This window comes from Hyphomonas atlantica corrig. (assembly GCF_000682715.1).
GTDB classification, from domain to species: Bacteria; Pseudomonadota; Alphaproteobacteria; order Caulobacterales; family Hyphomonadaceae; genus Hyphomonas; species Hyphomonas atlantica.
The window spans coordinates 229906-255106 of the sequence record NZ_AWFH01000023.1 but is presented as its reverse complement, the minus strand read 5'-3'; the positions used below and the strand labels follow the sequence as shown (position 1 = coordinate 255106).

At 56.4% G+C, this 25201-nt stretch carries 22 protein-coding genes; all 22 read right to left on the bottom strand.

Annotation, left to right across the window (positions count from 1 at the left end; genetic code table 11):
- Positions 1-261: 261 nt before the first annotated feature.
- Positions 262-924 (bottom strand): hypothetical protein, encoded by a 663-nt coding sequence (locus HY36_RS11175; protein ID WP_035552515.1) that lies wholly within the window; start codon positions 922-924, stop codon positions 262-264.
- 12 nt (positions 925-936) lie between these two features.
- On the bottom strand, positions 937-1620 hold the full coding sequence (locus HY36_RS11170; RefSeq protein WP_051602724.1) for a HupE/UreJ family protein: 684 nt from the start codon (positions 1618-1620) through the stop codon (positions 937-939).
- Positions 1621-1622: 2 nt separating this feature from the next.
- On the bottom strand, positions 1623-1988 hold the full coding sequence (locus HY36_RS11165) for a DUF3147 family protein (RefSeq protein WP_035552513.1): 366 nt from the start codon (positions 1986-1988) through the stop codon (positions 1623-1625).
- A 4-nt stretch (positions 1989-1992) separates the two neighbouring features.
- Positions 1993-5166, bottom strand: coding sequence for an efflux RND transporter permease subunit (locus HY36_RS11160; protein ID WP_051602723.1), 3174 nt, complete (start codon positions 5164-5166; stop codon positions 1993-1995).
- Positions 5167-5175: 9 nt separating this feature from the next.
- Positions 5176-6441, bottom strand: coding sequence for an efflux RND transporter periplasmic adaptor subunit (locus HY36_RS11155; RefSeq protein WP_035552511.1), 1266 nt, complete (start codon positions 6439-6441; stop codon positions 5176-5178).
- Positions 6438-7721: a TolC family protein gene (locus tag HY36_RS11150; protein WP_035552508.1), complete on the bottom strand. Its 1284-nt coding sequence runs from the start codon at positions 7719-7721 to the stop codon at positions 6438-6440. Before HY36_RS11150 ends, HY36_RS11155 begins: the two co-directional genes overlap by 4 nt.
- A 68-nt stretch (positions 7722-7789) precedes the next feature.
- Complete coding sequence (locus tag HY36_RS11145; RefSeq protein ID WP_155841866.1) at positions 7790-8110, bottom strand: hypothetical protein; 321 nt, start codon at positions 8108-8110, stop codon at positions 7790-7792.
- Positions 8111-8255: 145 nt separating this feature from the next.
- Positions 8256-10028 (bottom strand): helix-turn-helix domain-containing protein, encoded by a 1773-nt coding sequence (locus HY36_RS11140; protein WP_035552504.1) that lies wholly within the window; start codon positions 10026-10028, stop codon positions 8256-8258.
- Positions 10029-10291: 263 nt separating this feature from the next.
- Entirely contained in the window at positions 10292-11794 is a 1503-nt protein-coding gene (locus HY36_RS11135; RefSeq protein WP_035552501.1) for a multicopper oxidase family protein, read from the bottom strand.
- A 230-nt stretch (positions 11795-12024) separates the two neighbouring features.
- A complete protein-coding gene (locus tag HY36_RS11130) occupies positions 12025-12717 on the bottom strand; it encodes a DUF6629 family protein (protein WP_051602722.1) in 693 nt (230 codons plus the stop codon).
- 32 nt (positions 12718-12749) lie between these two features.
- Positions 12750-13856 carry an ABC transporter permease gene (locus HY36_RS11125; protein WP_035552498.1) on the bottom strand — a complete coding sequence of 369 codons (1107 nt, stop codon included), beginning with the start codon at positions 13854-13856 and terminating at the stop codon, positions 12750-12752.
- A 4-nt stretch (positions 13857-13860) separates the two neighbouring features.
- Complete coding sequence (locus tag HY36_RS11120; protein ID WP_035552495.1) at positions 13861-15003, bottom strand: ABC transporter permease; 1143 nt, start codon at positions 15001-15003, stop codon at positions 13861-13863.
- Entirely contained in the window at positions 15000-16733 is a 1734-nt protein-coding gene (locus HY36_RS11115; RefSeq protein WP_035552492.1) for an ATP-binding cassette domain-containing protein, read from the bottom strand. The genes HY36_RS11120 and HY36_RS11115 overlap by 4 nt, the downstream gene beginning before the upstream one ends.
- Positions 16734-16735: 2 nt before the next feature.
- Entirely contained in the window at positions 16736-17737 is a 1002-nt protein-coding gene (locus tag HY36_RS11110; protein WP_035552490.1) for an efflux RND transporter periplasmic adaptor subunit, read from the bottom strand.
- A gap of 109 nt (positions 17738-17846) precedes the next feature.
- Positions 17847-18275, bottom strand: a complete 429-nt coding sequence (locus HY36_RS11105) for a potassium channel family protein (RefSeq protein WP_035552488.1) — start codon at positions 18273-18275, stop codon at positions 17847-17849.
- Between the two features lie 153 nt (positions 18276-18428).
- A complete protein-coding gene (locus HY36_RS11100) occupies positions 18429-19760 on the bottom strand; it encodes an APC family permease (RefSeq protein WP_035552484.1) in 1332 nt (443 codons plus the stop codon).
- Positions 19757-20254 carry a DUF411 domain-containing protein gene (locus HY36_RS11095; protein WP_035552479.1) on the bottom strand — a complete coding sequence of 166 codons (498 nt, stop codon included), beginning with the start codon at positions 20252-20254 and terminating at the stop codon, positions 19757-19759. The genes HY36_RS11100 and HY36_RS11095 overlap by 4 nt, the downstream gene beginning before the upstream one ends.
- Before the next feature lie 17 nt (positions 20255-20271).
- Positions 20272-22530, bottom strand: coding sequence for a copper-transporting P-type ATPase (locus HY36_RS11090; protein ID WP_035552476.1), 2259 nt, complete (start codon positions 22528-22530; stop codon positions 20272-20274).
- Between the two features lie 86 nt (positions 22531-22616).
- Positions 22617-22901, bottom strand: coding sequence for a DUF5676 family membrane protein (locus tag HY36_RS11085; protein ID WP_233346316.1), 285 nt, complete (start codon positions 22899-22901; stop codon positions 22617-22619).
- 144 nt (positions 22902-23045) lie between these two features.
- Positions 23046-23771: a helix-turn-helix domain-containing protein gene (locus HY36_RS11080; protein WP_035552472.1), complete on the bottom strand. Its 726-nt coding sequence runs from the start codon at positions 23769-23771 to the stop codon at positions 23046-23048.
- Entirely contained in the window at positions 23768-24130 is a 363-nt protein-coding gene (locus HY36_RS11075) for a hypothetical protein (protein ID WP_035552469.1), read from the bottom strand. Before HY36_RS11075 ends, HY36_RS11080 begins: the two co-directional genes overlap by 4 nt.
- Entirely contained in the window at positions 24127-25161 is a 1035-nt protein-coding gene (locus tag HY36_RS11070) for an acyltransferase family protein (protein WP_233346315.1), read from the bottom strand. Before HY36_RS11070 ends, HY36_RS11075 begins: the two co-directional genes overlap by 4 nt.
- Positions 25162-25201 lie beyond the last annotated feature (40 nt).

Sequence of the window (25201 nt, the reverse complement as noted above, 5' to 3'; positions counted from 1 at the left end):
AACAATGGACCACTTTCCGGGGAGCAGACCAGGAACACTTCTCGCCAAGGGTCGCCCTTTGTTATTCAGCATCATGCGTCCCTCTTGGGCTGATAACAGGCCATTTGGCTTCGCTCACAATTCAACGAAACGTGAAACCGGCGAAAACATCTACCATCAACCTAGTGATCACCAAGGCAGTTTCCATTGTTGGTTTCATCAGTTCGTCTCACGTCCCCAATTCATTAAGAAGCGTGCTGCAAGCGACAAAGGTAGTGATTATCAGAGGACCCGCTTTACCTCACTATACGCGCCGCGTGTATTGAGGGTGAGGTCAACGCTGACATTGCTACGGTTGCGCCAGAACCAGCCATGGGACCCATCGAACGCAGCTGTCAGTTCACCGCTATCACTAGCCTCAGACCGACCTTTTCGATAACTGATCGACTGACCGCCACGACCGTCTCCATGGAGATCGGAATTGAGGTGACCCGCACTGACTGTCCATTCATATGTTGCCGCGTCGCCAGCATTCATAACAAGCTTTACCTCCGCAGCCTCGCCTGGTGCCAGCGTTAGTGTGGTTTCGTCGTTCCAGGTGCGCTCATCTTCGACCTGAACACCAGCAAGATCAGCCGCGGCCGTGTCTTCAGCGACCCCTTCGCTCAACGGCTCAGACACAGAAGCCGGTGCCGGATCGGTCGGCATCGGAATTGATCCGGCCGCATTATCAGCCTGGGCCTCTGCTGAGAGTTGTTGCTTGATCTCACCCATTTCCGTCAGACCAAGAACGCGGCCGATACCAGTTGGGTCGACGGCATACTCAGCGGGCAAAACGGCGGTGATAAGGAGGGCAACAGCCGCAGCGATGGCGATCAGAGTAGACCTTATGAGTTGGCGCGTAGACGGTAATTCTGCGCGCGTCGGCATATCGGTATTGTACATAAGTGTGTCCTCCTAGACGACGAAATAGCCCGTCAGCTGATAGCCGATCAGCAGGAAGCCTGCGGCCATCATGACGGTGTTTGCGGTGTAGGCATGCTTCAGAAAGCTCGGTGTCTTGCGCCAGGCGCCCATAACGATCAGAATCGCCCCAAGCGCCAGCAATTGTCCAACCTCAACGCCAACATTGAAGGCCAGCAGATTGGGTAGAAGACCATCGGGAGAAATTTCATAGTCGAGGATCTTGGATGACAATCCAAACCCGTGAAAAAATCCGAAGATCAGTGTCGCCGCTTTGGTGTTGGGCTGCACGCCGAACCAGCGCTGATAGGCCCCCATATTGTCGAGCGCCTTATAGACGATGGACAGCCCTATAATGGCATCTATCAGATAGCTGTTGATGCCGAAATTGAAATAGACACCAGCGAGCATTGTCGTTGAATGACCGATGGCGAACAGGCTCACATAAATGCCAATGTCCTTCATCTTGTAGAGGAAGAAAATCACACCCAGCAGAAACAGTATGTGATCGTATCCCGTCACCATATGCTTGGCACCGAGATACAGAAATGAGATTAGGTTTACGCCCGTAATCTCCTGAATGTATCCCTTGTCGCCTTCTGCAACCGCGTGAGCTAAAGCGTCCCCCGGAAACGCAATGAAGACCAGGGCGAACAGCAAGAGTGGCATTGCTCGCATGACTATTGTCCTTGTTCGAAAGTGATGCCGAAGCGTCCAGCGAGCCAGACAGCAGCGAGATAAAAACAAATGGTGATAAAGGACGCCGCCAGCAAAGAGATCCAGAAATTGACCCCTTTCTCCATCAATCCCGGCAGGATGAGAAAGAATGGCAGGCTCGGAATGACATACCAGAGCGTTGCGCGGGCATGAGCCGCGACCTGCGGGATGTCGCCGCCGGTGTCCCGCCAAAGCCAGACAATGGCCATAAGCGAAATCAGCGGCAGAGAAGCGATCAGCCCGCCTAGCCCCGGATAGTGCCTTGCAATCTCGGAGATCACCGCAATCAGGGTGCCGGATAGTACAGCCTTGAGGATGAAGTAGCTCATGACCTTACTCCGCTGGGGTAAGGGCCGCGTCGTCCCTTATTTCAGCTGACCGCAACTCGCCGGCATGAATAATTCGGTAGAGCGCGGGCAACACCAGCAGGGTCAACAGAGTGGCTGATATGATGCCGCCAATGACGACGGTCGCCAATGGGCGCTGGACTTCACTACCGAGACCAACATTGAGCGCCATCGGGACAAACCCCAAACTGGCAACAAGCGCGGTCATCAGCACGGGCCGCAATCTCTGTAGCGCGCCTTCAAAAATGGCGTCATCCAATGTTGCGCCATCTTCACGCTTTTGCCGGATAAAGCTGAGCATGACGACACCATTGAGCACGGCGATACCCGATAGAGCGATGAAGCCGACGCCGGCTGAAATCGAGAGCGGCAGATCACGCAGGGCGAGCGCGGCAACGCCGCCTGTCAGAGCCAGAGGCACGCCGGTAAAGACAATGCCAGCATCCCGGAATGACCCGAATAGCATCAGCAGCAGCCCGAATATTGTTAGCAATGCAATTGGCACAACGATAGTCAGGCGTTGACTTGCGGACACAAGCTGTTCCCAGGTCCCGCCATATTCGACCCAGTAACCGGGCGGTAGTTCGGCATCCAGCGCCATGCGTGACTGAAGGTCTGTGATGAATGATCCAAGGTCGCGGTCTCGCACATTGGCGGTCACCGTCAGTTTGCGTTTGCCATTTTCCCGGCTGATCTGATTGGGCCCCGGCGCAATGTCCACTCGGGCCACTTCCGATAGCGGCACGAACATCGGGCCATTTTCCGACCGGCGGCTTTCCGGGAGGGGCACCGGCAGGCGTTCGATCGCAGCGACATCGGTGCGCAGATGTTCAGGGAAACGAACAACGATATCAAAGCGTCTATCGCCTTCGAAATACCGACCCGCCACTTCGCCGCCGAGTGCGATTCCCGCTACGCGTTGGACATCGCCAACATCCAGTCCGAAGCGTGAGAGCGCGTCCCGATCAGGATGAATTGACAGGATCGGTAGTCCCGTGACCTGTTCATACTGCACGTCGGCCGCGCCTGGTACACTTGCAACAATGCCCTCAACTGATTCAGCAAGCTCTGCCAACGTGTCGAGATCGTCGCCATAGAGCTTGATCGCGACATCGGCCCGGACACCTGAAATCAGTTCGTTGAAGCGCATCTCAATCGGCTGGGTGATTTCGTATTTGCTGCCAGGAATGGACTCCACGGCGGCCTGCAATTCAGCGACGAAGTCTGGTTTCGGTTTGCGCGGATCAGGCCAGTCCTTGCGCGGTTTCAAAATTATGAATGTGTCGGCCACGCTTGGCGGCACTGGATCGGTCGCAATTTCAGGCGTCCCGATCTTGGCAAAGACACGCTCGACCTCTGGCAGCTCCTTGATCTTGCGCTCAAGCATTTCCTGCATGTCGATGGCTTGAGTAAGGCTGGTGCCTGGAATACGCAGAGCGTGCAGTGCGATATCGCCTTCATCAAGGTTCGGAATAAACTCTGAACCGAGCTTGGTCGCGCCCCATCCGGCAAAGCCGACAAGCACCAATGCAAGGATGACGATGGCATAGCGCGCCTGAAGCGCGAGGCGCAGCGCTGGGTGGTACAGCGATTTCGCCCCGCGCATGACGTAGTTTTCCTTTTCAGTAACTTTGCCGCGAACAATCAGCGCAACTGCGGCTGGCACAAAGGTGAGTGACAGGATAAGCGCCGAGGTCAAAGCGATCACGACAGTGAACGCCATCGGGTGGAACATTTTTCCTTCAATGCCGGTCAGCGCGAAGATTGGCAGATATACAACGGTGATAATGATCACGCCGAAGATAGACGGCTTGATCACTTCGCTTGATGCTGATGCGGCAAGCTCAAAGCGTTCATCGCGGGTCAAAAGACGTCCCAGCTTCTTTTGCGCTTCTCCAAATCGCCTGAGACAATTTTCGACGATGATCACGGCGCCATCGACAATCAGTCCAAAATCGAGGGCGCCAAGGCTCATCAGATTACCCGAGACTTTGTTTTCCACCATCCCGGTCACCGTCATCAGCATAGCGAGTGGGATGACGGCAGCTGTTAAAAGGGCTGCACGAAAGTTTCCGAGGAGAAGAAACAGGACGGCGATGACAAGCAGCGCACCCTCAGCGAGGTTCTTCTCAACGGTCTTGATCGTCGCATCGACGAGATTGGTTCGATTATAGACGGGCGTGATCGTCACACCCTCCGGCAGACCGGGGCGAATGATATCGACCTTGTCGTCCACCGCCACCGAAACTGTACGGCTATTCTCACCGATCAGCATGAAGGCGGTTCCGAGGACGATTTCCTCGCCATTCTGCGTAGCTGCACCCGTGCGTAGTTCTTCGCCCTCTCGGACCTCTGCGATATCGCCGAGACGGACGGTGACAACCCCGGTGTCTTTAACGCTGATCACGCGCAAGTCATCGAGACTTGTGGCCTGACCCGGCACACGGATCAGGTTCTGCTCGCCATTTCGCTCGATATAGCCTGCGCCGGTATTGGCATTATTGCGTTCGACCGCAGCCATGATGTCATCAAGAGAGATGGCGAAGCCGGCCATGGAAGCCGGATCAGGCAGGATATGGATTTCCTTTTTGAATCCGCCAATCGTGTTGACTTCAGTCACGCCTTCGACTGTGCGCAATTGCGGAAGCACGACCCAGTCATTGAGGGTTCGAAGATCCATAGCAGACCAACGCCTACCGTCTGCCTTCAGTGCGCCTGGCTCAGCGGCAATAATGTACATGTAAATTTCACCAAGCCCCGTCGAGATCGGGCCGGGTTCGGGTGTAATACCCGGCGGCAAGGCGCTCTGTACGGACTGAATGCGTTCCGAAACGAGTTGCCGCGCGCGATAAATATCCGTGCCATCGTCGAACACGACCGTCACCTGACTTAGACCATATCGTGAAACAGAGCGCGTGTAATCGAGCCCCGGCAGCCCGGATATGGCCGTTTCGACTGGAAATGTGATCCGTTGTTCGGTTTCAAGCGGTGAGAAGCCTGGCGCTTCTGTATTGATCTGAACCTGGACATTGGTGATGTCTGGCACCGCATCGATCGGCAGCCGGTTGAAATTCCAGATACCCAACCCTGCAAGGCCAAGAACAATCGCCATGACCAGCCAGCGCTGGCGGATGGAAAATTCAATAATCCGTTCGAGCATGTCCGTCTCCTAGTGGTCGTGACTGGCGCCGGACTTGTCGATGTCGGCTTTGATGAGGAAGGAATTTTCTGTGACGTAGGTTTCGCCGGGGCGCAGGCCCCCAAGCACTTCAACCCGCTCGCCGTCTCGTTGACCAAGGTCGAGCATGCGCACTTCGTAAGTCTCGCCGACCTTGGCATAGACGACTGTAAAGTCGCGAAAACTCTGAAGGCCGGTTTCCCGAACCGCGAGTGGCACTTCATGTTCGGCCACAACGACCTCAGCCATCAGACGCATGCCTGGCTGGAGTCCCGATTCTGAAGGAATCTTGGCAACTGCGATGCGGGTCTGAGAATTTGCGCCCGTCATTGGCAGAAAACGAGAAATCGTAGCTTCGACGGTCATCTCACCGCCCGCAACGCCGAGGCGAACGCTCTGGCCAACCTTTACCCGCGCCGCGTCACGCGGGAAGACATGCAGATAGGCTTCCATCTGAGAGAAGTCAGCGATTACGAAAAGCGCTTCGCTACCTGCCACATCGCCCGCATTGGTATGGCGCTCCAGGATGGTGCCTGATTTTGGCGCAACAACTGTATATTCCTGCAGGCTGCTGGACGACTCGATCCGTGCGAGCGCCTGCCCGCGGCGAACATTGTCGGCGACATCAACGCTGACAGAGCGGACAGGTCCCGGATAGGTGGCGCGCACCGAAGAGGTTGCCGATGGCGCCAGCGTGACCTCGCCTGATAAAGTGAGCAGGTCTCTTACAATGCCCGGCCCTGCGGCTTCCGTGACCACGCCAGCCTCATTTGCAATATCGTCCGGGATCGTTGTGCGCCCTTCAAAAGAATCGTATCGCCACGCAAAGTTTTTGCCCTCAAACTGAGCTTCGGTTTCCACTTCAAATGAGTGGGGTTCGGTCACCACGCCGTCGCCCATGAGATAATCTTGGCGGGGTGTGAAATTGAAGGTGTCAACGACATCGCCGAGCCTGTGCAAGCTTACTGTCAGATCAACGCTTGCCGGATCGATGGGCTCGCCGTTTTTAAAGGGATAGATGCGGTATTGTGGATCAACGCCAGCTTCGAAAATGGTCATCTCAAGAGCAAACCCGTCATCTTCAAGCAGCCGCCCGCCATTTGGACCACGCGCATACTCTTCTTCCGTTTCGACCTTTGCGCCCTGTGCATCGCTGGACGCCGCTCCCGAGCTTGAGGCGCTGTCGCATCCCCCAAGCGCAAGTGCCAGAATTGTGGCAACCAGCGGCATGCCAACAAATTTAGAAAGTTTTGTCATTGTGGAGTCTCCAGGCGGGTTGTTGGCACGTCTGCTGGGGGTGCCAGCCGCGCCAGTGCCGCTTCGTTCAATATGTAGGTTCGAAGATGTGCCAGGCGCTCTTCGCGCAGGATGGCGACGGCGCGTTGAGCGCCGATCACGTCGAGATAGGAAAAAGCCCCGCGCGCGTAACCGTCGCGAGCTAGCGCGACCGCTTCTGTCGCGGCTGGTAGCAACGCGGTGTCGATTTCCTCTATTTGTTCGAGAGCGGTGATTGCGTTTCGCTGATAGCCAACCGCCCGGCGCAGCAAATCTTGTTGAAGAACATCGCGCTGAACTTCGATGCGGCGCTGCTCGGCGCGGGCGCGAGCGACCGCCGTATCGCTGCGAATGCTCGACCCTAAGGGAATGGAAGCTCCACCGATTACGGCGAGATCATCCTCAATTCCTAATTTCCGGACACCAACGCTCCAGGTCACATCGGGGATTGCTTGTTTGCGGTCCAGCTCAATTCGTGCTGCGGTTTGCAAGCGTTCGGCATCGAGGCGTTCGAGTTCAGGTGAATAAAGCGCTGACACATCAAGGAGGCGCGGAATGAGGCGAGTATCGAGAATATCCGGCTCTATCCGAATGTCCGCGCCCGCCTGCCAATAAGCCCCAAGCGCTGCTCGAAGGTTCTCCGCCTTCGCTGCATAACGACGAACATCGGCGTCAGCCCGAAGACGATCAGATATAGCCGTCGCTCTCGCCAATTCGGGATCGCGCGCCGCATCAACGCGCTTCTGCACCGCGGCTTCGAGATCCTGAGCGATCCGCACTCTGTCGCAGGCAAGAGCGATCTGCTCCTCTGCGATCGCCGTTTCCAGGTAAAGTGTTTCGACTTCTTCGCGGATGTCATAGGCGGCCATCGCGGTGGCCGCTTGTGCGAGGCCTACGCCGCTGCTCGCAAATGCTTCGCGGGCCTCGCGCTTGCCTCCTCGTTCCCAGACCCGCGAAAAACTACCGGTTATCTGGAGACTGTCGATATTGCTTGCGAGGCCTGTGCCCGGAAAATCCTCAATTTCAACAGAGACTGTATCGGCTGGACGCAGGGCTGCAATCGCCCGTTCGGAACGAGCTGCTCGCACGCCAGCAATCGCAAGCTCGGGCCGGAGATCAGCGGCAAGGGCCTGCCGCGTGGCCTGCTCAAGGGAGATCGCATCACCAGCACTGATCGCATCCCCGCACGGGTCAGATTGTGCCTGCGCGGTCGCAGCAGACAGGGCCATCGCAGAGGCGAGCCCAAATAGTTTGAATGACATGAAACCTTAAACTCCTGACAAAGAACAATTGGCCGGCGAACAAGGAGGTCAGCCAGCGAAGCTCAGAGTCAGGCGCGGTCAGGGTCGGGGTCGGGTGGCAGCAGCGGCGCCGGATGTTGTTTGTCGCTGTAGAACGCTTTCAGCGCTGCAGGTAGACTTGGCGGGTCGAGTGCAGGTTGCATCACGTCAAGCGCAGTGAAGTGAAGCTCGGCGCCGTGATCACCCTTATGGTCAGATGGCTTATGGTGTTGAGAAGAGCCATCGTGATCCGAGCTGTCTTCATGCGCACCGTGCTCATGAGCTTTCTCATAAGCGATGTCAGCGAGAATTTCGTCCGACAATTGGGCATGCGCCATTGTGTGAGCCGCTGTTACAAGCGAACCCGACATCAGAAACATGATGCAAAAAAGTGATATCCAATATCGACGCATAGTCATGTGATAAAGGAGAGCTGCCAATGTGTAAACGCAACGCGAATGCGACGTTTAGGACGAAGCGCTAAAGTGGTTTCTACGATTGCAAAAATTAGGTGTTCTAGATCGGTGGCACAGCATCCAGCTTTTGCTGCATCGTTCTGGCGGCTCGGGAGCATGTTGCCAGCTGTTCAGTATAACCCTCAGCTTCAAATACAGACGACGCATTTTGGAAGTGGGTGATGGCGGTTTCACAATCGTGGCGAACACTGGTTATGCCGTCGAGCTCTGAATGGGCGGCGTAGATTGTCCCCAGATAGGTCTGGATCCTCGCCCACATCAGTGGATCACTGTCTTCGGAGAAGACTTTCAACGCTTCTTCATATGAGCCGATGGCGCGCAATAGATACATTTCCGTCAATTCGTTCTGCAGCGCCATGGCGTGAGCCTGTAATATCGTCGCCAATCCATATTGGGTGTGGCCGTACTGGTAAGGAAAGAAAGACAGCGGATAGACTTCGATAGCGCTGCAATAAGCGGCGATTGCTTGTATGCGCATGAACGCCTTCTCATCAGCGTTCTCGTTGAGATCAGACAAGCTCGCCAAGACGTTGCCGGTATTGACGTGACCCGCAGCCCAAATGTCGGGCTGATTGGCCTGTGCGCTAAGTGCTGTCGCATGTCTAAATGATTCGAGTGCTGCGTTGAGCGCCTCGAGATCGTTGTTTTCGGATTTTGCGAGGTGCGCCGTTCCGAGATTGTTGCTGGCGTGACATGCGAGTTCAGGGAAATCCTGTTCAATCCCTTTGTGCGCCAACACTTTTTCAAATAACACAATGGCCTCGTCAAAATAGATGAGCCCTGCCTCACCGCCGAGCTGTTTGCCCTTATCCATCAGGCAGTTGCCAAGATTGATCTGTGTTGTAGCGGCGAAAAAGGCATCTTCGCCGCGAACAAGAACAGCTTTGGCCTCGCGGTTCAAACGGATCGCGCGGTCGATCAGGTCGCTGGCTTTATCCCGACTTTCCTTGAGCGCTTGGTTTCGGGTGATAAGTGCCGCTTTATATTTGAATTGCGCCGCAGATTGTTCGTTTCCTTGGTCAAGCCTGGCTTCTGTCGCCTTGTCGAGCAGGTCAGAGGCGACTTGGAAATGGCTGTCGAGAGAGCGGCGGCCCGCCTCATAGATTCGGTTGGCCACGACATCCAGGGTATGGATCAACTCATCCATGTCGAAGGCACCAAAGAAATCTGCTGCGCCCACATAGGCATCATATGCGCCCTGACGGTCTCCACTGAGGAGTTTGACATCACCGCGCGCGATGCGAATGGCTGCGAGCTTGCGGATCTCGCTCAGCGTATGCTCAGTCTGGCGCAGTGCCTCAGCCTGTTCGAGGTATTCATCCGCTGCCCCGAAGTCGCCTTGTTCCAGGGCGGCTGTGGCATTGTCTTTCAGCCTTGTTAGTTCGATTTCTGCACCTTCGAGCGTTTGGATGCGGTCTCGCAGTTCGCGCCAGTCTCTCGCCTTGGCTTTTAGAAATGAGTCGACCTCGCCGAAACTCGCATCTGGATTGTCATGTTCGAACTGATAGAGCAGGGCGTCGATCAGGTTGCCGGCATTTCGGCAGGCGTCTTCAAGGTCGGCATCCGGTTGAAAGTCACTTGCGCGCATACACTGGGCGAGTTCTTCATCACTGATTTTGAGAGCCACAATCAATGGATCGATGGTCTTGGGATGTGGATTCGCAACCGTGCCGCTCTCGAGCTCGCTGATGCGACGGACCTTGCTCGGCGATTGGTAAGCGTCTTCAGACAATTGCAATTGCGTCAGACCAAGGATCGTTCGTTTTTGCTTAATCAGCGCGCCCAGTGCGGCGCCAAAGCTTTGTTTCTTCATATGCGCATGTGCTCCGCATCTCTTCCGCAATTCATCCGCATATCCGGCACAACATATCACGCGACACTGTGACATGGGTTGCCCATGAAGGGCGGCCCGATCAACGGAGCCTTCATGTCATGCAGACCCTATCCATACCGAAATTCACCCTATTGATAAGCATCGCCTTGCTCGCGGGATTAGATATCCAAACGATTTTGATCTTGCTGAGCGCGTTACACACTGTGATTGAAGAGCATTAACTGGTGAGGCCCAAAGCATCGTCAGGCTTCCACAGTGAATTGACCCATCATACCAGCATCCTCATGTTCGAGAATATGGCAGTGATACATATAAGGGGTGTTTGGGTCGCTATAGTCGGAAAATGCGAGCAGAAGCCGAACCGTTTCGCCAGGTGCGACAAGAACGGTATCCTTCAAACCGCTTTCTGCCGCCGACGGCGGACGACCGTTTCGGTCAAGTATCCTGAATTGTACATCATGGATGTGGAATGGATGTGCCATCATCGAGGTATTTTCGATCTGCCAGATTTCGCTGGTGTCCAGTTTCACCCGTTCATCAATCCTGTTCATATCCATTGTCTTGCCATTGATCGTAAAACCTCCTCCCATCATCCCCATCGGCATGTTCATGACAAATCTGCGCGTTCGAACGGCGGCAGCTGGATTTGGTCTAGGCAATTGTAGCAGTTTTTCTGGCACCGGCTCGGCTGATCGCCGCGTAGGCGCTGGCAGCAGCGATAGAACCGGAAACTCAGGACCCGACCCTCTCATTTGGCGATTGCCCATCCGGCCTCTCATCATGCGCCCGCCCATCATCGAATTCTGGACTGGATGGGCGACAAGCTGAGCGGGCTGACCGTTGCTGAGGTCAACGAGAATCTCTGCACGCTCACCAGGAGAGAGGATAATATCTGTCAGAGGCACCGGTGCCGCTAGCAGACCGCCATCGCTGGCAATTTGGCGCATGCTGCGACCATCATTGAATGAAAATCTGTAGATGCGGGCGTTCGATCCGTTCAGGAGGCGCAGCCGAAGCAGGTCGGTTGTATATTCAAACACAGGGTCGATCGCGCCATTCACCAGAAGCGTATCTCCGAGCATACCCATCATCAAAGTATGCATCGAGGTGCCATAAATAAGCTGACCATCACGCTGGAAGGCGCGATCTTGAACAATCAAGGGCAGGTCGGTTACGCCATACTCGCTTGGCAAATCCAGTGCGTCGCTTTCTTCGTCGCGAACATAGATCGGTCCGGCCAGCCCGCGATAGACTTGCGGGCCTGAGCGTTTATGCGCGTGCGAATGGTACCAGTAGAGTCCGCCTCTCTGGCGAACGACGAACTGAGCTGACCAAGTTTCGCCTGGGGCAATTGCCTGATGCGGATTGCCGTCGAACCTCGCTGGCAGGTGAAAGCCATGCCAATGAAGTGTCGCCGTTTCATCGAGCGTGTTGTGGACATTTAGTTTGACCCTTTCACCCGACTGCATCTCAAGCAATGGGCCAAGATACGGTTGATTGATCCCGATTGTCTCGGTTTTCAAACCTTCCAAGAAATTCGAGGTGCCCGTCTGAAGCTGGAGATCATAAACTGTTTCAGCCCCCTTCCGCGTTCCTTTAAGTCTTTCAGGCAGTTTGAAGGAGGATTGGACCGCTGATGCTGAGGGCCCGGCATGGCTTCTCAAGTTAGATAGCAGGGATAGGCCGCCGACGGTTGCAACCGCTGCACCACCGATTCCCCAGAGTGTTTGTCTTCTTGTCGGCATGAGTATTGGTCCTCTCAGACAAGGAGCAAACTGATATACGGCGTCGGCCTTGTGGACGCGGTCGCAAGTTCTGGAGCGCTCCAAAAACCAGCTCTTTAGCGTCTGATTTGTATTACGCGACATCTCGCGCGCCCCCTCGGAAAACGATTTGTGATGCGTTTCCGTTTCGCGAGTGAACGCTTCAAAACCCCCGGCCGATATTGGAGGGACCAGCGGTTATCTCTAAGACCTCATACGGCCTCGAATGAACCTTCTAAGCGGCGTCGCGGCGCGCCATCGCCCTTGAACATCATCCAGACGAGATAGGACGACATCAAAGCACCGCCGAAACAAAAAACTGACACATAGGCATATGCAAAGAATGTATAGGTGGTGATGAGCACACCGAGCGCCAGCAGGCCAAAGATGCGTACACCGCGCACGGATGATAGCAACAATGGCAAGATCACGACCGATATATAGATTGCATAAGTGACTTCTCGGCGGCCAACAAAGTCCAGCAGCTCAGTACCTTCATAGATGATCACGTGCGAGAGGAAGCGCGTGTTGAGCCAATCCGCATGCGCGAAGTAAGGCACATATTGCAAGGCGCCGAGCATCGCGCCGACAATCACGAATATGAGGAAGTAGGGCTTTCGCTTCGCCGGCTCCAAGGCGAAAGTCGAGACCGGAATCCAGACAGGCCATGCGAGCCAGGAAAAGAACATATAAATGAGTGAAGCGGTGGCAATGAGCTCGGTATTCTGGCCGGCGCCGGCAACCCAGACAACGCCTTCAGCAAGCTGTTGCAGTCCGAACAGGAGTGGCAGGGTTGCCAGTGGCAAATAGCGCCGGTCGCCCCGCCAGGCCTGGCGCATGCTAAGCGCGCCTGCCGGGATAAGCCCTGCGGCGGCGATGAAACTGACTTCTGCTGACAGACACATTTGATTGATCCTCTAGTTTGACTCTTTTTGGTTCAGGACACGCGCCTGCGAAACAGCCAGGCGCCTGCGGTAAGGGTCACGACAGCGATAACCGCCATGGGCCAGGTATGGTGGAAGAAGAGTTCAGCTGGCGCGTCCTTCATATAGACGGCCTTGCTGATCACGATGAAATGCATGATCGGATTGGACTCGTTCAAAGCTTGGAGCCAATCGGGCATATTGGCGACCGGGGTTGCATACCCTGAGAGCAGGACAGCTGGCATCATGTAGATGAAAAGACCGATGACCGCCTGTTGCTGTGTCGCTGCGAGCGAAGAGATAAACAGACCAATCCCGATGATCGCGGCGAGATAGATGATCATACTGGCATAAAGCAGAAGCAGAGACCCGCGCAGGGGAACATCCAGAACCAGCCAGCCAAGGATCAGCATTGCTGTCGCGCTTGCCAAAGCGATCATCAGAGCCGGCACCGCCTTGCCGATCAGAATCTCTGTTGGCCTGAGCGGCGACACAAGCAGCTGCTCGAATGTGCCAAGTTCGCGCTCGCGTGCGATGGACAGGGCCGAGACCATGAACCCGACAATCGCGGTCAGGACGGCAAACAGCGCTGGTACGGCTGACCAAAGCGGATCGAGATTTGGATTGTACCAAACACGGGTCACGACCTTGGTGAGGGTCGGCACACCGAGCGCGGTCGCTTGATCTTCGTTGAAATCCTGGACGATCCGCCCAGAATAACCTGCGAGAATTTGGGCGGCGTTGGAGGCGCGGCCATCCAGAATGAGCTGTACGTTCGCTGGTTCACCGCGCTCCAATTGCCGGGAAAAGTCCGGACCGATCCTCAAGACCAAATCGACCGAACGAGAATCAATTGCCGCGGTGATGTCGGCGTCGCGACGCAGATAGAGAATTTCTTCGAACGTTGTTGAACCCTCGAATCTGCTGATCAGTTCTCGCGCCTCGACGCCGCGATCCTGGGTGTGCACGCCGAGCGTGACGCTCGAGATTTCCTGGGTAATGGCGAAGGCGTAAATCACCAGAAGGAAAGGCGGCGAAAACAGCACGACCCAGCGGGTTTGCGGGTCGCGGGCGCTGGCGAGAAGCTCCTTGATAATGAGAGACCAGATGCGTTGAAACATGACGCTATTCCAGACGCGTGCGCGTGGTCAGCGCCGTGAGAGCGAAGATGATGAGCGCGAACACGCCGAGCCCAATCAGATCCGGAACGATAACGCTCCAGACGTCGCCTGCGAGAAACTCAGTTTGCAAGGTCGAGACATAGTATCGCGCGGGGACGCCATAGCTGATCAGGCGCAGTGCGAGGGGCATACTGTCAATTTCGAATACGAAGTTCGAAAAATAGAAAGCGGGCAGGAAGGCGGTTAAAACTGAGGTTTGCGCGGCGACCAGTTGGTTGCGGGTCACGGTAGAGATCAAAAGGCCCTGACCGAGCGAGCACAGCATGAAGAGCGATGAGGACAAAATGAGGACGGCGAGGGAACCCCGAAACGGCACACCAAACAAAAGCACGGCTGTGATGACGGCGAGCGCCATGGAGCCCAGCCCGAGCAGAAAATACGGCACCAGTTTGCCGATCAGCAGCTCCACGATACCAACCGGCGTCGCGAGCAATGCCTCCATCGTGCCACGCTCCCATTCGCGTGCGACGACCAGGGCGGTGAGGAGCGCGCCAATTGTGGTCAGAATGATCGCGATCGATCCCGGCACGAGATAGTTTCGGCTGGAAATCTCCGGATTGAACCAGACTTGTGGTTCCAGCTGTACACTTGGCGCCAAGGCCGGTCGTCCCCGGCTGATCCATTCCTGTTCCAGCCAGTTGGCCCATAGGAGCTCGACATATCCACTGACCAGATATGCCGTATTCGGATCACCACCGTCCACGATAACCTGAATAGGCGCGCCTTCGGCCCGAAACGCTTTCTCCGCGAAATCGGCTTGCAGCACGATTAACCCATCCAATTCACCAAGTGTCAGCGCGCGCTCGAACAAGCGACGATCCGGACCCGTTTCGACCTCGAACAGGGTTGAGTTTTCAAGCGAGGCTTGGAAGCTCGCAGTTTCCGATGACTGCTGCTCAACCACCAATGCGACATCAAGTTGGCGTGGATCAAAGGTTACGCCATAGCCGAACAGGAAGAGAAGCAAGAGCGGCATCACGCCCGCGATCAAGACGGAACTCGGGTCGCGCAAAACCTGGCGCGACTCCTTTACGATCAGGCCGGTCAGACGTCGCCACCGCAGCGCAAGGGGTTCGCGGTCCTTCATGCCGCCTCGCGCTCTCGATCACTCTGCTCAACCAGCGCGATGAACGCATCCTCAAGCGTTGGGTCCATCATGCCGCTTGCGCGGGCGCGGTCTTTCAACTCATCTGGTGAGCCGCTGGCGATCATCTTGCTGCGATAAATCAGCGCCATCCGGTCGCAATATTCCGCCTCATCCAGGAAGTGCGTTGTCACCATGATCGTGACGCCATTGGCGACCATCGCATTGATATGAGTCCAGAACTCTCGCCGCGTGCGTGGATCAACACCGGATGTCGGCTCATCAAGGAAAAGGACATCCGGATCGTGCATAACCGCGCAGGCGAGCGCCAGGCGTTGCTTATAGCCAAGCGGCAGCCCCATGGCGTTGACATCCAGCCTGTCAGCAAACCCGAACGTCTCAATCATTTGTGAGATGGCGTCTTTGCGGGATTTGCCTGTCAGGCCATAAACACCAGCGAAAAAATCGAGGTTCTGCTGTACGCTAAGATCGCCATAGAGCGAGAATTTTTGAGCCATATAGCCGATCCGGCCGCGCGCCTTGCTTGGGGCGTTTTGCAAATCAAGGCCAACCACACGCGCCGAGCCCTCGCTCGGCTGAAGCAAGCCGCACAGCATTTTGAACGTGGTCGACTTGCCAGCGCCATTGGGCCCAATCAGGCCAAAGATTTCACCGCGCCCAACTTCGAAGCTGATCTTATCAGCGGCTGTGAAATCCCCGAACCGCCGCGTTAGCGCGCGTGCCTCTACCACCTGATTCATAGTATGTGCAGCGCTATCCTCTCGATCGGCAAAAGGTGAGGTCGCCCGAAATCCGCCGCCAATTAAATCCATGAAGGCATCTTCAAACCGCGGCGGGATTTGCGAGATTTCAGCTGCTAGGCCCGCGTTCAGCGGCGCGAGATTTGGCGGATCGGCACCTTCGGCCATGACCAGACGCACGCGGCTTCCCTGGATAACGCCGTCAATCACGGTTGCCAGCTTTGTTGCTTCGCTTAGGACTTCGCGGCGATCGGTGTCGATATGCCGGATCTGGTAGGTGCGACCGGCGACACGGTCTGTGAGGTCTTGCGGCGAGCCTGCATAAAGCAAGGCGCCTTCATTCAGGAGCAGCACGCGGGCGCATTGTTCAGCTTCATCCAAATAGGCCGTGCTCCAGACGACGCCAATCCCCTGATCGACCAGTTCATAGACCATGCGCCAAAGCTCTCGCCGTGAGATCGGATCGACGCCAACGCTTGGTTCGTCAAGCAACAGCAAGTCGGGTTTCTTGATGAGGGCGCAGGCAAGGCCAAGCTTTTGCTTCATGCCGCCGGAAAGCGCTCCAGCCAGCCGATTTGTGAACGGTGCGAGGCCTGTAAATCCCAAAAGCCGCTCGAAGGCCTCTTCGCGGTCTGACCCGAGAACTGACCGCAGATCAGCGTACAGCGTCAGGTTTTCCTGGACGCTCAGATCTTCGTAGAGCCCAAACCGCTGGGGCATATAGGACACAATCCGGTGAACCGCTCCGCTATCGGTGACAGGATCCAGACCGTTGACAGTGATCTTACCGGTTGAGGGAACCAGTAAGCCTGCGATCAGACGCAGCAATGTGGTTTTTCCAGCCCCATCGGGACCAACCAGACCAGTGACTTCCCCTGCATTGACATGGGCCGTAACAGAATCGAGCGCCGCAAGGGCGCCCTTATCAAAGCGCTTGCTGAGTTGATCTATCTGGATCAGCGGGCCCGGCACGCTCAAACATCCCGGTCGGGGCTGAGCATGACTGTAACCGGCATGCCTTGTTTCAGGCGGTGTTCTGGATCTTCAACGATGATGCGCACGCGGTAGACAAGGCTGGTTCGCAATGACCGGGTTTCGACCGTCTTTGGCGTGAACTCGGCGACCGGCGAAATGAACCCGATTTGCCCTGTGTAGACGCGTCCGGAGTCGGTGCGCACCTCGGCGTCCATACCGGCCTGGATTAAATCAAGATCTGGCTCTTCAATATAGGCGCGCACCCAGACCGGCGAGGTCAAGGTTAAGGTATAAATGGTTTCGCCTGCGCCGATGATTGCGCCCGGCTCGCGAACACGTGTCAGAATGATGCCTTCATTTGGGGCGGTCAGCATCGTATCGGCGACGCGTTGCTCTGCCAGGGCGAGAGCGGCTTGCTCGGCGGCCAGCACCGAACGCGCCTGATCGATATCCTCAGAGCGCGGTCCGATGCGCGCCAGCTCCAAGCCTTTTGCGGCGGCATCACGCTGCGCAATGGCCGCGCCCTGCCGCGCTTCGGCTTCCTCATGTGCCTGGTGTGAGGCGATATCTCGCTCGGCAAGAAACTCCTGCCGCGACAGGGTGGTTTCAGCAACGGTTAGAGCCGCTTCTGCTGCGGCGAGCTGCGCTTCAGCTTGGGCGATTTCCTGGGGCCTGGAGCCGGCGAGCAGAACGCTGAGCGCAGCTTGAGACCGTGCGACCCGCGCTTGCGCGAGTTTCACTTCATTTTCATAGTCAACCGGCTCGAGTTTTGCGACAACTGCACCTGCAGCGACCTTGTCGCCTTCATCGACCATCATTTCGGCGAGGCGCCCGGGAACTTTGAAACCCAGATTGACCTGGCGCACATCGACATTACCGAACACTTCGATATGGCCGCGCTCTTCATGGGGGTTGCGTAGCTGTGTCCAGCCGACAATCGCGGCAGCGAGGAAGACGATGGCGATGCCGATCAGACCATAGCGTTTTACCAGATTGGTCATTTGTGCCCCCATTCCTCAATAATACGCGTGGCCGAGTTCTTTCCCTGATAGGCGCAGGCGCGCGCCAAACATTTCAGGTGCAACTGTATTGAAGCGTGTGTGGGGGGGCTCATTGCCTGCGTTCCTCGCTCTGCTCCGTCATGAACAGAAACAGCATCGCCGCCGAGCAACTGATGAGCAGAAAACCATTCAGCGCCTCGACACCGGCGACGAAGCGCAAATGGCCGGTTGGAACAATGTCGCCAAGACCGAGTGAGGTGTAACTGACGAGCGAAAAGTAAAAGACGTCCATGGCTGTCGTCGGCGTATCACCGCTTAGATCACCTATCTCTAGGGCGCGGCCCAGGCCATAAGCGAGGGCGTAAAGACTGGCCGCCGCGAGATGCGCAATCCCCGAGACGCAAAGCGCAGTGACAAGTTTGCGGCCGCGATGATAGCTCGCAGCTCCGAGGTGGCGGATTGCGCCTGAGACAATCGCATAGTGAAGCGCGCCGGATAGCACGAAGGTGACTGCGGAGATGACAATCGCCAGGATCATGGCGCGAACCTCGCGGTGTGCCGGGGCCGCGAAAGCGTTGTCATACGCCCCGCGATAGGGTGCGCCATCGCTTTTAAACCAATAAGGATCCCAGTCCTGCTCACCGCTCGCTCGCAGAACTCGATCAGGTTTACCCTCGGCGGACCAGTTACATCATGAGTGAGAGTGCGCATGATCGGGCGCCTCCTTGTCGCGGATCCGGCCGAGATAGAGCGCTTCGAAAGCAAAGATTGCAGCCATTGACCCAATCGCGATGATGACGATCATCGGGTCTGCGGTCGCTTTGATGAACAGGAAGGCGCCAAGGGCAATCAGGTCGAATAATATGGCGGCGACTAGAATAGAGGCGCGGGCGCCGACATCTTCGCGTAAATAGCGCAGCACGCCGTAGTGGATAATAATATCCATTACGAGATAATAAATCGCGCCGAGTGAAGCGATCCGCCCAAGATCGAAGAAAGCGGCCAGGAAGGCAGCCAAAACAACAGTATAGACAAGCGTGTGTTTCTGGATGCCGCCGGGCATGCCAAAATGCTTGTGGGGGATCAGGTTCATATTCGTCAGCATGGCGAGCATGCGCGAAACCGCGAAGACACTGGCGAGTAGTCCCGACGCGGTGGCAATGATTGCGATGATCACGGTAAACGCCACGCCAAAATCACCAAAGGCCGGGCGCGAGGCTTCTGCGAGCGAGAAATCCTTGGCTGCGACAATTTCTTCAAGTGTCAGTGAGGACCCCACCGCCAGAGCGACAGCCATGTAGACAACAAGGCAGATCGCCAGCGACCAAATGATCGCGCGGCCGACATTCTTATTGGGGTCTTTGACTTCATCGCCGCTATTGGTGATCGTGGTGAACCCTTTAAATGCAAGAATGGCGAGGGCGACGCCGGCGAGGAATCCCGCAGGTCCAGTCTCATTTGTTGTGGCCGAGGAGGCTGCTTCAAAAGAAAGGCCGGACGCCCAGAGCGCCGCGCCAGCAAAGATCAGAATGCCGCCAACTTTCAGGACCGCAGCAATTTTGGATACGCCGCCAATGATTTTGTTTCCGGATATGTTGATTATAAACGCAAAAACGATCAATCCGACGGCCAGAACGGGTACCAGAATACTGTCTTTCGAAACATCAAAGAGTTGCAATGTGTAGGCGCCGAATGTGCGAGCGACGAGGCTCTCATTGATAATCATCGACATAGTCATGAGCAGCGCGCTGGCGGCGGCAATTGTCGTTGGCCCATAGGCTTTTTGAAGGATCATCGCGATGCCGCCGGCCGACGGATATTTGTTCGACATTTTGATGTAGGTGTAGGCGCTGAACCCGCTGACCACGGCCGCAAGCAAAAAGGCGAGCGGAAACGCCGGTCCTGAGAATTGCGCGACTTGCCCGGTCAGTGCGAAGATCCCGGCGCCAATCATGACACCGGTGCCCATCGCAACGGTTCCTGCGAGACTTAGCGAGCCTTTTTTATAGGTTTCGGATTTCATTGCCCGACCGCCTGTTCAGCTGGGAAGCGGCCGACATAGCTCGCGAATACGCTTTGCTGATTCGCACTAAACAGAATGACATCATAGGCGTCAGGCGGGCTTGTCGTTTCCATTCCGGGAGAGCCCATTGGCATGCCGGGCACCGAAAGCCCCGCCGCATCTGGCCGGGTTTCCAGAAGCTTACGAATTTCCGAGGCTGGGACATGGCCCTCAATCGCGTAGCCATCAACCGACGCAGTGTGGCAGGAGGCAAGCTCATCGGGCACGTTCAGCGAGGCCCGCACAGGCGCAAGGTCTTCGCGTTCGATAACACGTACTTCAAGACCATCGCGCTGAAGGTGTTTTATCCAGGCCGTACAGCATCCACACCAGGGTGTTTTATAGACGGTAATGGTTTGCGCATTTGCAGGGCTCGCCAAACCGCCCGAGACGAAAAACCCAGCGGCAAGCGCAAAAAGGGCGGTGGCCAAGGCGGCAAGAATCCATTTTGACATAAGAGTTTCCTTCGAAATTATAGTTTGACGGAGCGAAGTCGCAGCGCATTCGCGATGACCGAGAATGAGCTGAGGCTCATCGCGGCGGCGGCGATAATTGGACTGAGAAGCAGTCCAAAGAACGGATAGAGGACGCCGGCAGCAACCGGCACGCCGAGCGAATTATAGATAAAGGCAAAGAACAGGTTTTCGCGAATATTACCCATCGTCGCGCGGCTCAGCCGCTGCGCGCGGGCGACACCGCGAAGATCGCCTTTGACCAGGGTGACACTGGCGCTCTCCATCGCCACATCTGTACCGGTTCCCATGGCTATTCCGATATCCGCTTGAGCAAGGGCAGGCGCGTCATTGATGCCGTCGCCGCACATGGCGACGACCGCACCATTCGATTGGAGCTCGCGCACGATCCGGTTTTTGTCTTCTGGTGACACATCGGCCTCCACCTCATCAATGCCGATTTGGCGTGCAACCGCTTGCGCTGTTGCCAGGCTGTCGCCCGTCAGCATGACGACTTTCATGCCCGCCTTGTGCAAGGCGGCTATGGCTTCAGGGGTCGTTTCTTTGATTGGATCGGCGACCCCAATCAGGCCCGCCGGTTTGCCGTCCAGAGCGGCGAACATCACCGTCTGGCCGTCGCGGCGATAGGTTTCAGCATGGGCTTTCAGAGTTTCGTCAAAAGCACCGACTCGGCGCATCATCTTGGCGTTGCCGATGGCGAAAAGCTTTCCATCGACCCGGCCCTGCGCGCCTTCTCCGGTGACTGATTCAAAATCGGTAGACTCGAGGCGCGCTGCGCCGCGCTCTTCGGCCCCGTTGACGATGGCTTGCGCAAGAGGGTGCTCGCTCCCGCGTTCAATCGCGGCAGCGTAAGCCAGGAAGTCTGCTTCTCCGAGACCACTCGCAGGCTCGACTGTCACAAGTTTGGGGTGGCCCTCTGTCAAAGTGCCGGTCTTATCGACGACGATCGTGTCGACTTTTTCAAACGTCTCGAGCGCTTCAGCATTTTTGATCAGAATGCCGCTCTGTGCGCCCTTTCCTGTGGCGACCATAATTGACATCGGGGTTGCAAGACCAAGTGCGCAGGGACACGCAATAATTAACACAGCCACGGCGTTGACGATCGCAAAAGCCATGGCCGGGTGCGGCCCAAAAATCGCCCAGACGATGAATGTGATAATCGCGATCACGACGACGGCCGGGACAAACAGGCCGGCCACTGTGTCGGCGAGCTTCTGGATGGGCGCGCGTGAGCGCTGGGCTTCGGCGACCATGCGTACGATTTGCGATAGCATTGTATCTTCGCCGACGCGCGTCGCGGCCATAACGAGTGATCCGGTGCCGTTAACTGTGCCGCCGGTAATTGGATCCCCTGCTGCTTTCTCGACTGGAATAGGTTCTCCAGTGATCATGGACTCGTCGACATTCGAACGCCCTTCAACAACCTCTCCGTCGACAGGTACTTTTTCGCCTGGCCGGACCCGTAGCCGGTCACCGCTCTGGACATCGTCGACGGAAACCTCTTCTTCTTGGCCGTCAGCCATGATCCGGTTTGCGGTTGGCGGCGTGAGTTCAAGGAGCGCGCGGATGGCACCCGATGTCGCGCTTCGGGCTCGTAGCTCCAGGACCTGCCCGAGCAATACGAGCGTTGTGATCACCGCAGCGGCTTCATAATATACAGCGACTTCGCCGGCCTCATTGCGAAAGGCGTGCGGAAAAATGCCTGGCAAAGCGGTTGCAACAAGCGAGAAGACAAAAGCAACGCCGACGCCAAGCGAGATGAGGGTGAACATGTTGAGGTTCATCGTGCGTACCGACCGAACGCCGCGCACAAAGAAGGGCCATCCGCCCCAGAGGACGACAGGAACGGCCAGCGCGAATTGAGCCCATTGGGACCAACCGGCGGGCAAGAGCCCTTCGAGGGGTTTGCCAGGGATCAGGTCACCCATGGCGTAAATGGCAAGTGGGATGGTGAAGATGGCGCTGATCCAGAATCTACGGGTCATGTCGTCGAGTTCTGAGGTGTCTTCTTCGCCGACAACAACACCTTCGGGCTCCAGCGCCATGCCGCATATCGGGCATCCGGAGTTTCGGACGTCGCGAACGTTTGGATGCATCGGGCATGTATAGACCGTGCCTGTGTAGCCCTGCGGGACGAGATCATATTTGCCGTCCGCGCCGGCATCGGCGTCTCCGCCACCATGGCAACAATCATGATCATCCCCGTGGTGGTGATCATGATGTCCATGGTCGTGATGTTTATGATCGGTATTGGTCATATCCGTCCCTCCGGGGTTTGGCTTCAGTGTCACTCTTAAAGGTCAGCGCCCGGGTTGGGCGGCTGATCTCTAATGGAGTTCTGGCATTAGGCTTTTTGGCGATTGAACAGCCGGTAGAGCGGTACGAAGACAAGCGCGATATACCAGCCGTAAACGTAGGACTCGATGAGGCCGAGGAAGAAGCTTGAAACCGAAATGAATTCAAATCCGGGTAGGAGCTGTTCCCACGCACCGTGCATGTGGAGACTAGGCGGTGCGACCAACCCCCATGCGATACAGAGCGTAAACGTGATGGCTAGAAAAATAGATAGGGCGTGCCCAGTGGGGATGAGGCGCATGGTGTTTTCCTTCTCTTTGGTTGTTGCCGCCACATAATTTGTGCGAAAGCGATGCGTTGCTTCGAAAATGAGTTAATACCCATAGGGGGTATTGGTAACTCCGTATATATACTTAGGGCCCGCATCGCTTGTTTTGAGCAAGACAAGCGCGCCGACCAATCCGCGTTGGGTGAGGGATCAGCTGAGATCATCGACGGACACCTCCAAACCCGAAAGGCCAATTTTAGGGGTCACCCCGAACCATTGTTGCAGTCGGCGTGTGAAATGCGCCTGGTCTGCAAAACCGCCCGCGGCCGCTGCATCAGCGAGACTGGACGACGCCTCCATTGCCTTAGCGGCACCGAGCAATTGCAACCATTGCAATAGCTTACTGGGCGGAACACCGAAGTCCGCCTTGACGATCTCTCGCAGCCGAGTTGGAGACAGCGTGAGCTCGCGCGCCAGAGCGGCGGGATTGGCGAGTGCGCGAACGTTGCCAAGGGCTTTTTGCAGGCGTGAATCTATGGCCGAACCAGGCAACCGGCCCGCGAACCTTTTCGCCCAATCGCGCGCCTGATTAGTGTCAGTGATGTGCTCTAGAGTGGCTGATAGATCATCCGAAAGGCAGGCAGGCTGATTGCATTGCTGATCGTTTCGAATTCCGGAAAAGCGCGGGTCAATATAGATCGAGCGCGTCAGGCGTCCCTCAGGACCGATGGAATGGGTCTGCCCAGCAGGGATTTGAATAGCCTTGCCTTTCGGGGCTATTATGTCTGAGTTTGTCGTCACCACGACTGCGCCATCCAGCCCGAGTATGACCTGATGTGCCAAGTGAGCATGTGCCGTGTTCTTGCCAAGGCGAGCGTCGAGCGCGGCCCAGCCCAATCCGATGGCCAACGCGCCAGACCAGGGCGCCGCGCTCATTTCAATCTCCCCTGAGTGTCAGGCTCGGTTGCTTCAAGAAAAGCGTAGATCGCTGTTTCGCATTGACCGCATACGGTCCCGAGCGTGTTCGGGCTGTTGCGCGTCGTTTCCAGCGAGGCTCTTTCAAGGCCTCTGAAAATACCTGCCATCGCTCGTAGTGCCCTGAGGAGATTTTCTCGGCGGTGTTCGATCGACTTCGCAAATGCCTCAGAGAGAAGAATGCACACCTCGGCCGTCATGAATGCCATTTCTGCAAACTTAGTTGCGGGTGTGTTTTCAGATGCGCCGCTTATAAGCTTCTCAAATTGGCTTTGAGCCCGAAGCAATGTTTCAGTCAGCGAAAGCGGCGCGGAAATCATGCGGCCACCTCCGGCGATACGGTTTTTTGGTTTATCGGGCGGGCGCGCAGCTTCAGAGCAAGCACTGGCTTTTCGATGACATGCCACGAAGTAGCCGCGACGAGCAGAATGAGCGGCGCGGTCATTATAGCCAGGACAGCGGGGCTAAGATCTGGTTGTCCAACCAAAAATACCTGTAAAAGCGGATAGTGCCAGATATAAATCCCGTACGAATAGTCCGGAATTTTGGCGATGCGGACGGACGCACGTTTTGGCAATCCAGCTCGAAGCATTAGGCTTGTGAGGGCAAGGGTCGCAAACAATTCGCCGAGGGGGCCGCCGCCAAGGAGCGCGAACGCTGCAATCAGACCTGCGACCGCCAACATGGGCGGCCTGCGCAAAATAGGCCACTGCCAAAGCGTCATTCCGAGCAGAAAGGCCGATGAGAGGCGGAGCAAGGACATCACGCTCGGCGGGAGCGCACTCGTATCGATGAACACAGGCGCGCCAAGATAGACCGATTGCACAAGCAAGAAGACGCTAAGAACACGCCATGGGCCGTTGACGGCGCCAAACATGAACGCGATGCCCGCTAGGATGTACGCTGCTAGCTCGAACCGAATGGTCCAGAGCGGCCCGTTAAAGTCGGTTTCCAAATTCTGAGAGAATATCTGTGCGGGCGCGCTGTCGGGATCGCCAAGCGCCAAGACTTTGTAGGTGTATTGCCAGGTCTCCGGCTGAAACAGTGATCCGCCGCCCTCGGCCGAATAGACAGGCGCGAAGACGAGGACAAAAGCTGCAAGTATAATCACCAGAGCCGGGTAGATCCGCAGAAACCGTGAAACTGCATAAGCCTTCATATCGCGCCTTGTATGAAGACTCTTGGCAATCAAGAGGCCTGACAGGACGAAGAACCCGTTCACGGCCATATAGCTGGCAGTCCATTCGTGGATGCGGAACGGTTCGAACCCTGTCGTGAGGAGCCAGATATGACCGAGGACTACAGCGATCGCCAACACCCACCGCACCGCGGTGAAGTGGTTTTGACCCATCAGCGGGTCCGCAAGCTGTGTTTGGCCACCCCCAGCCATT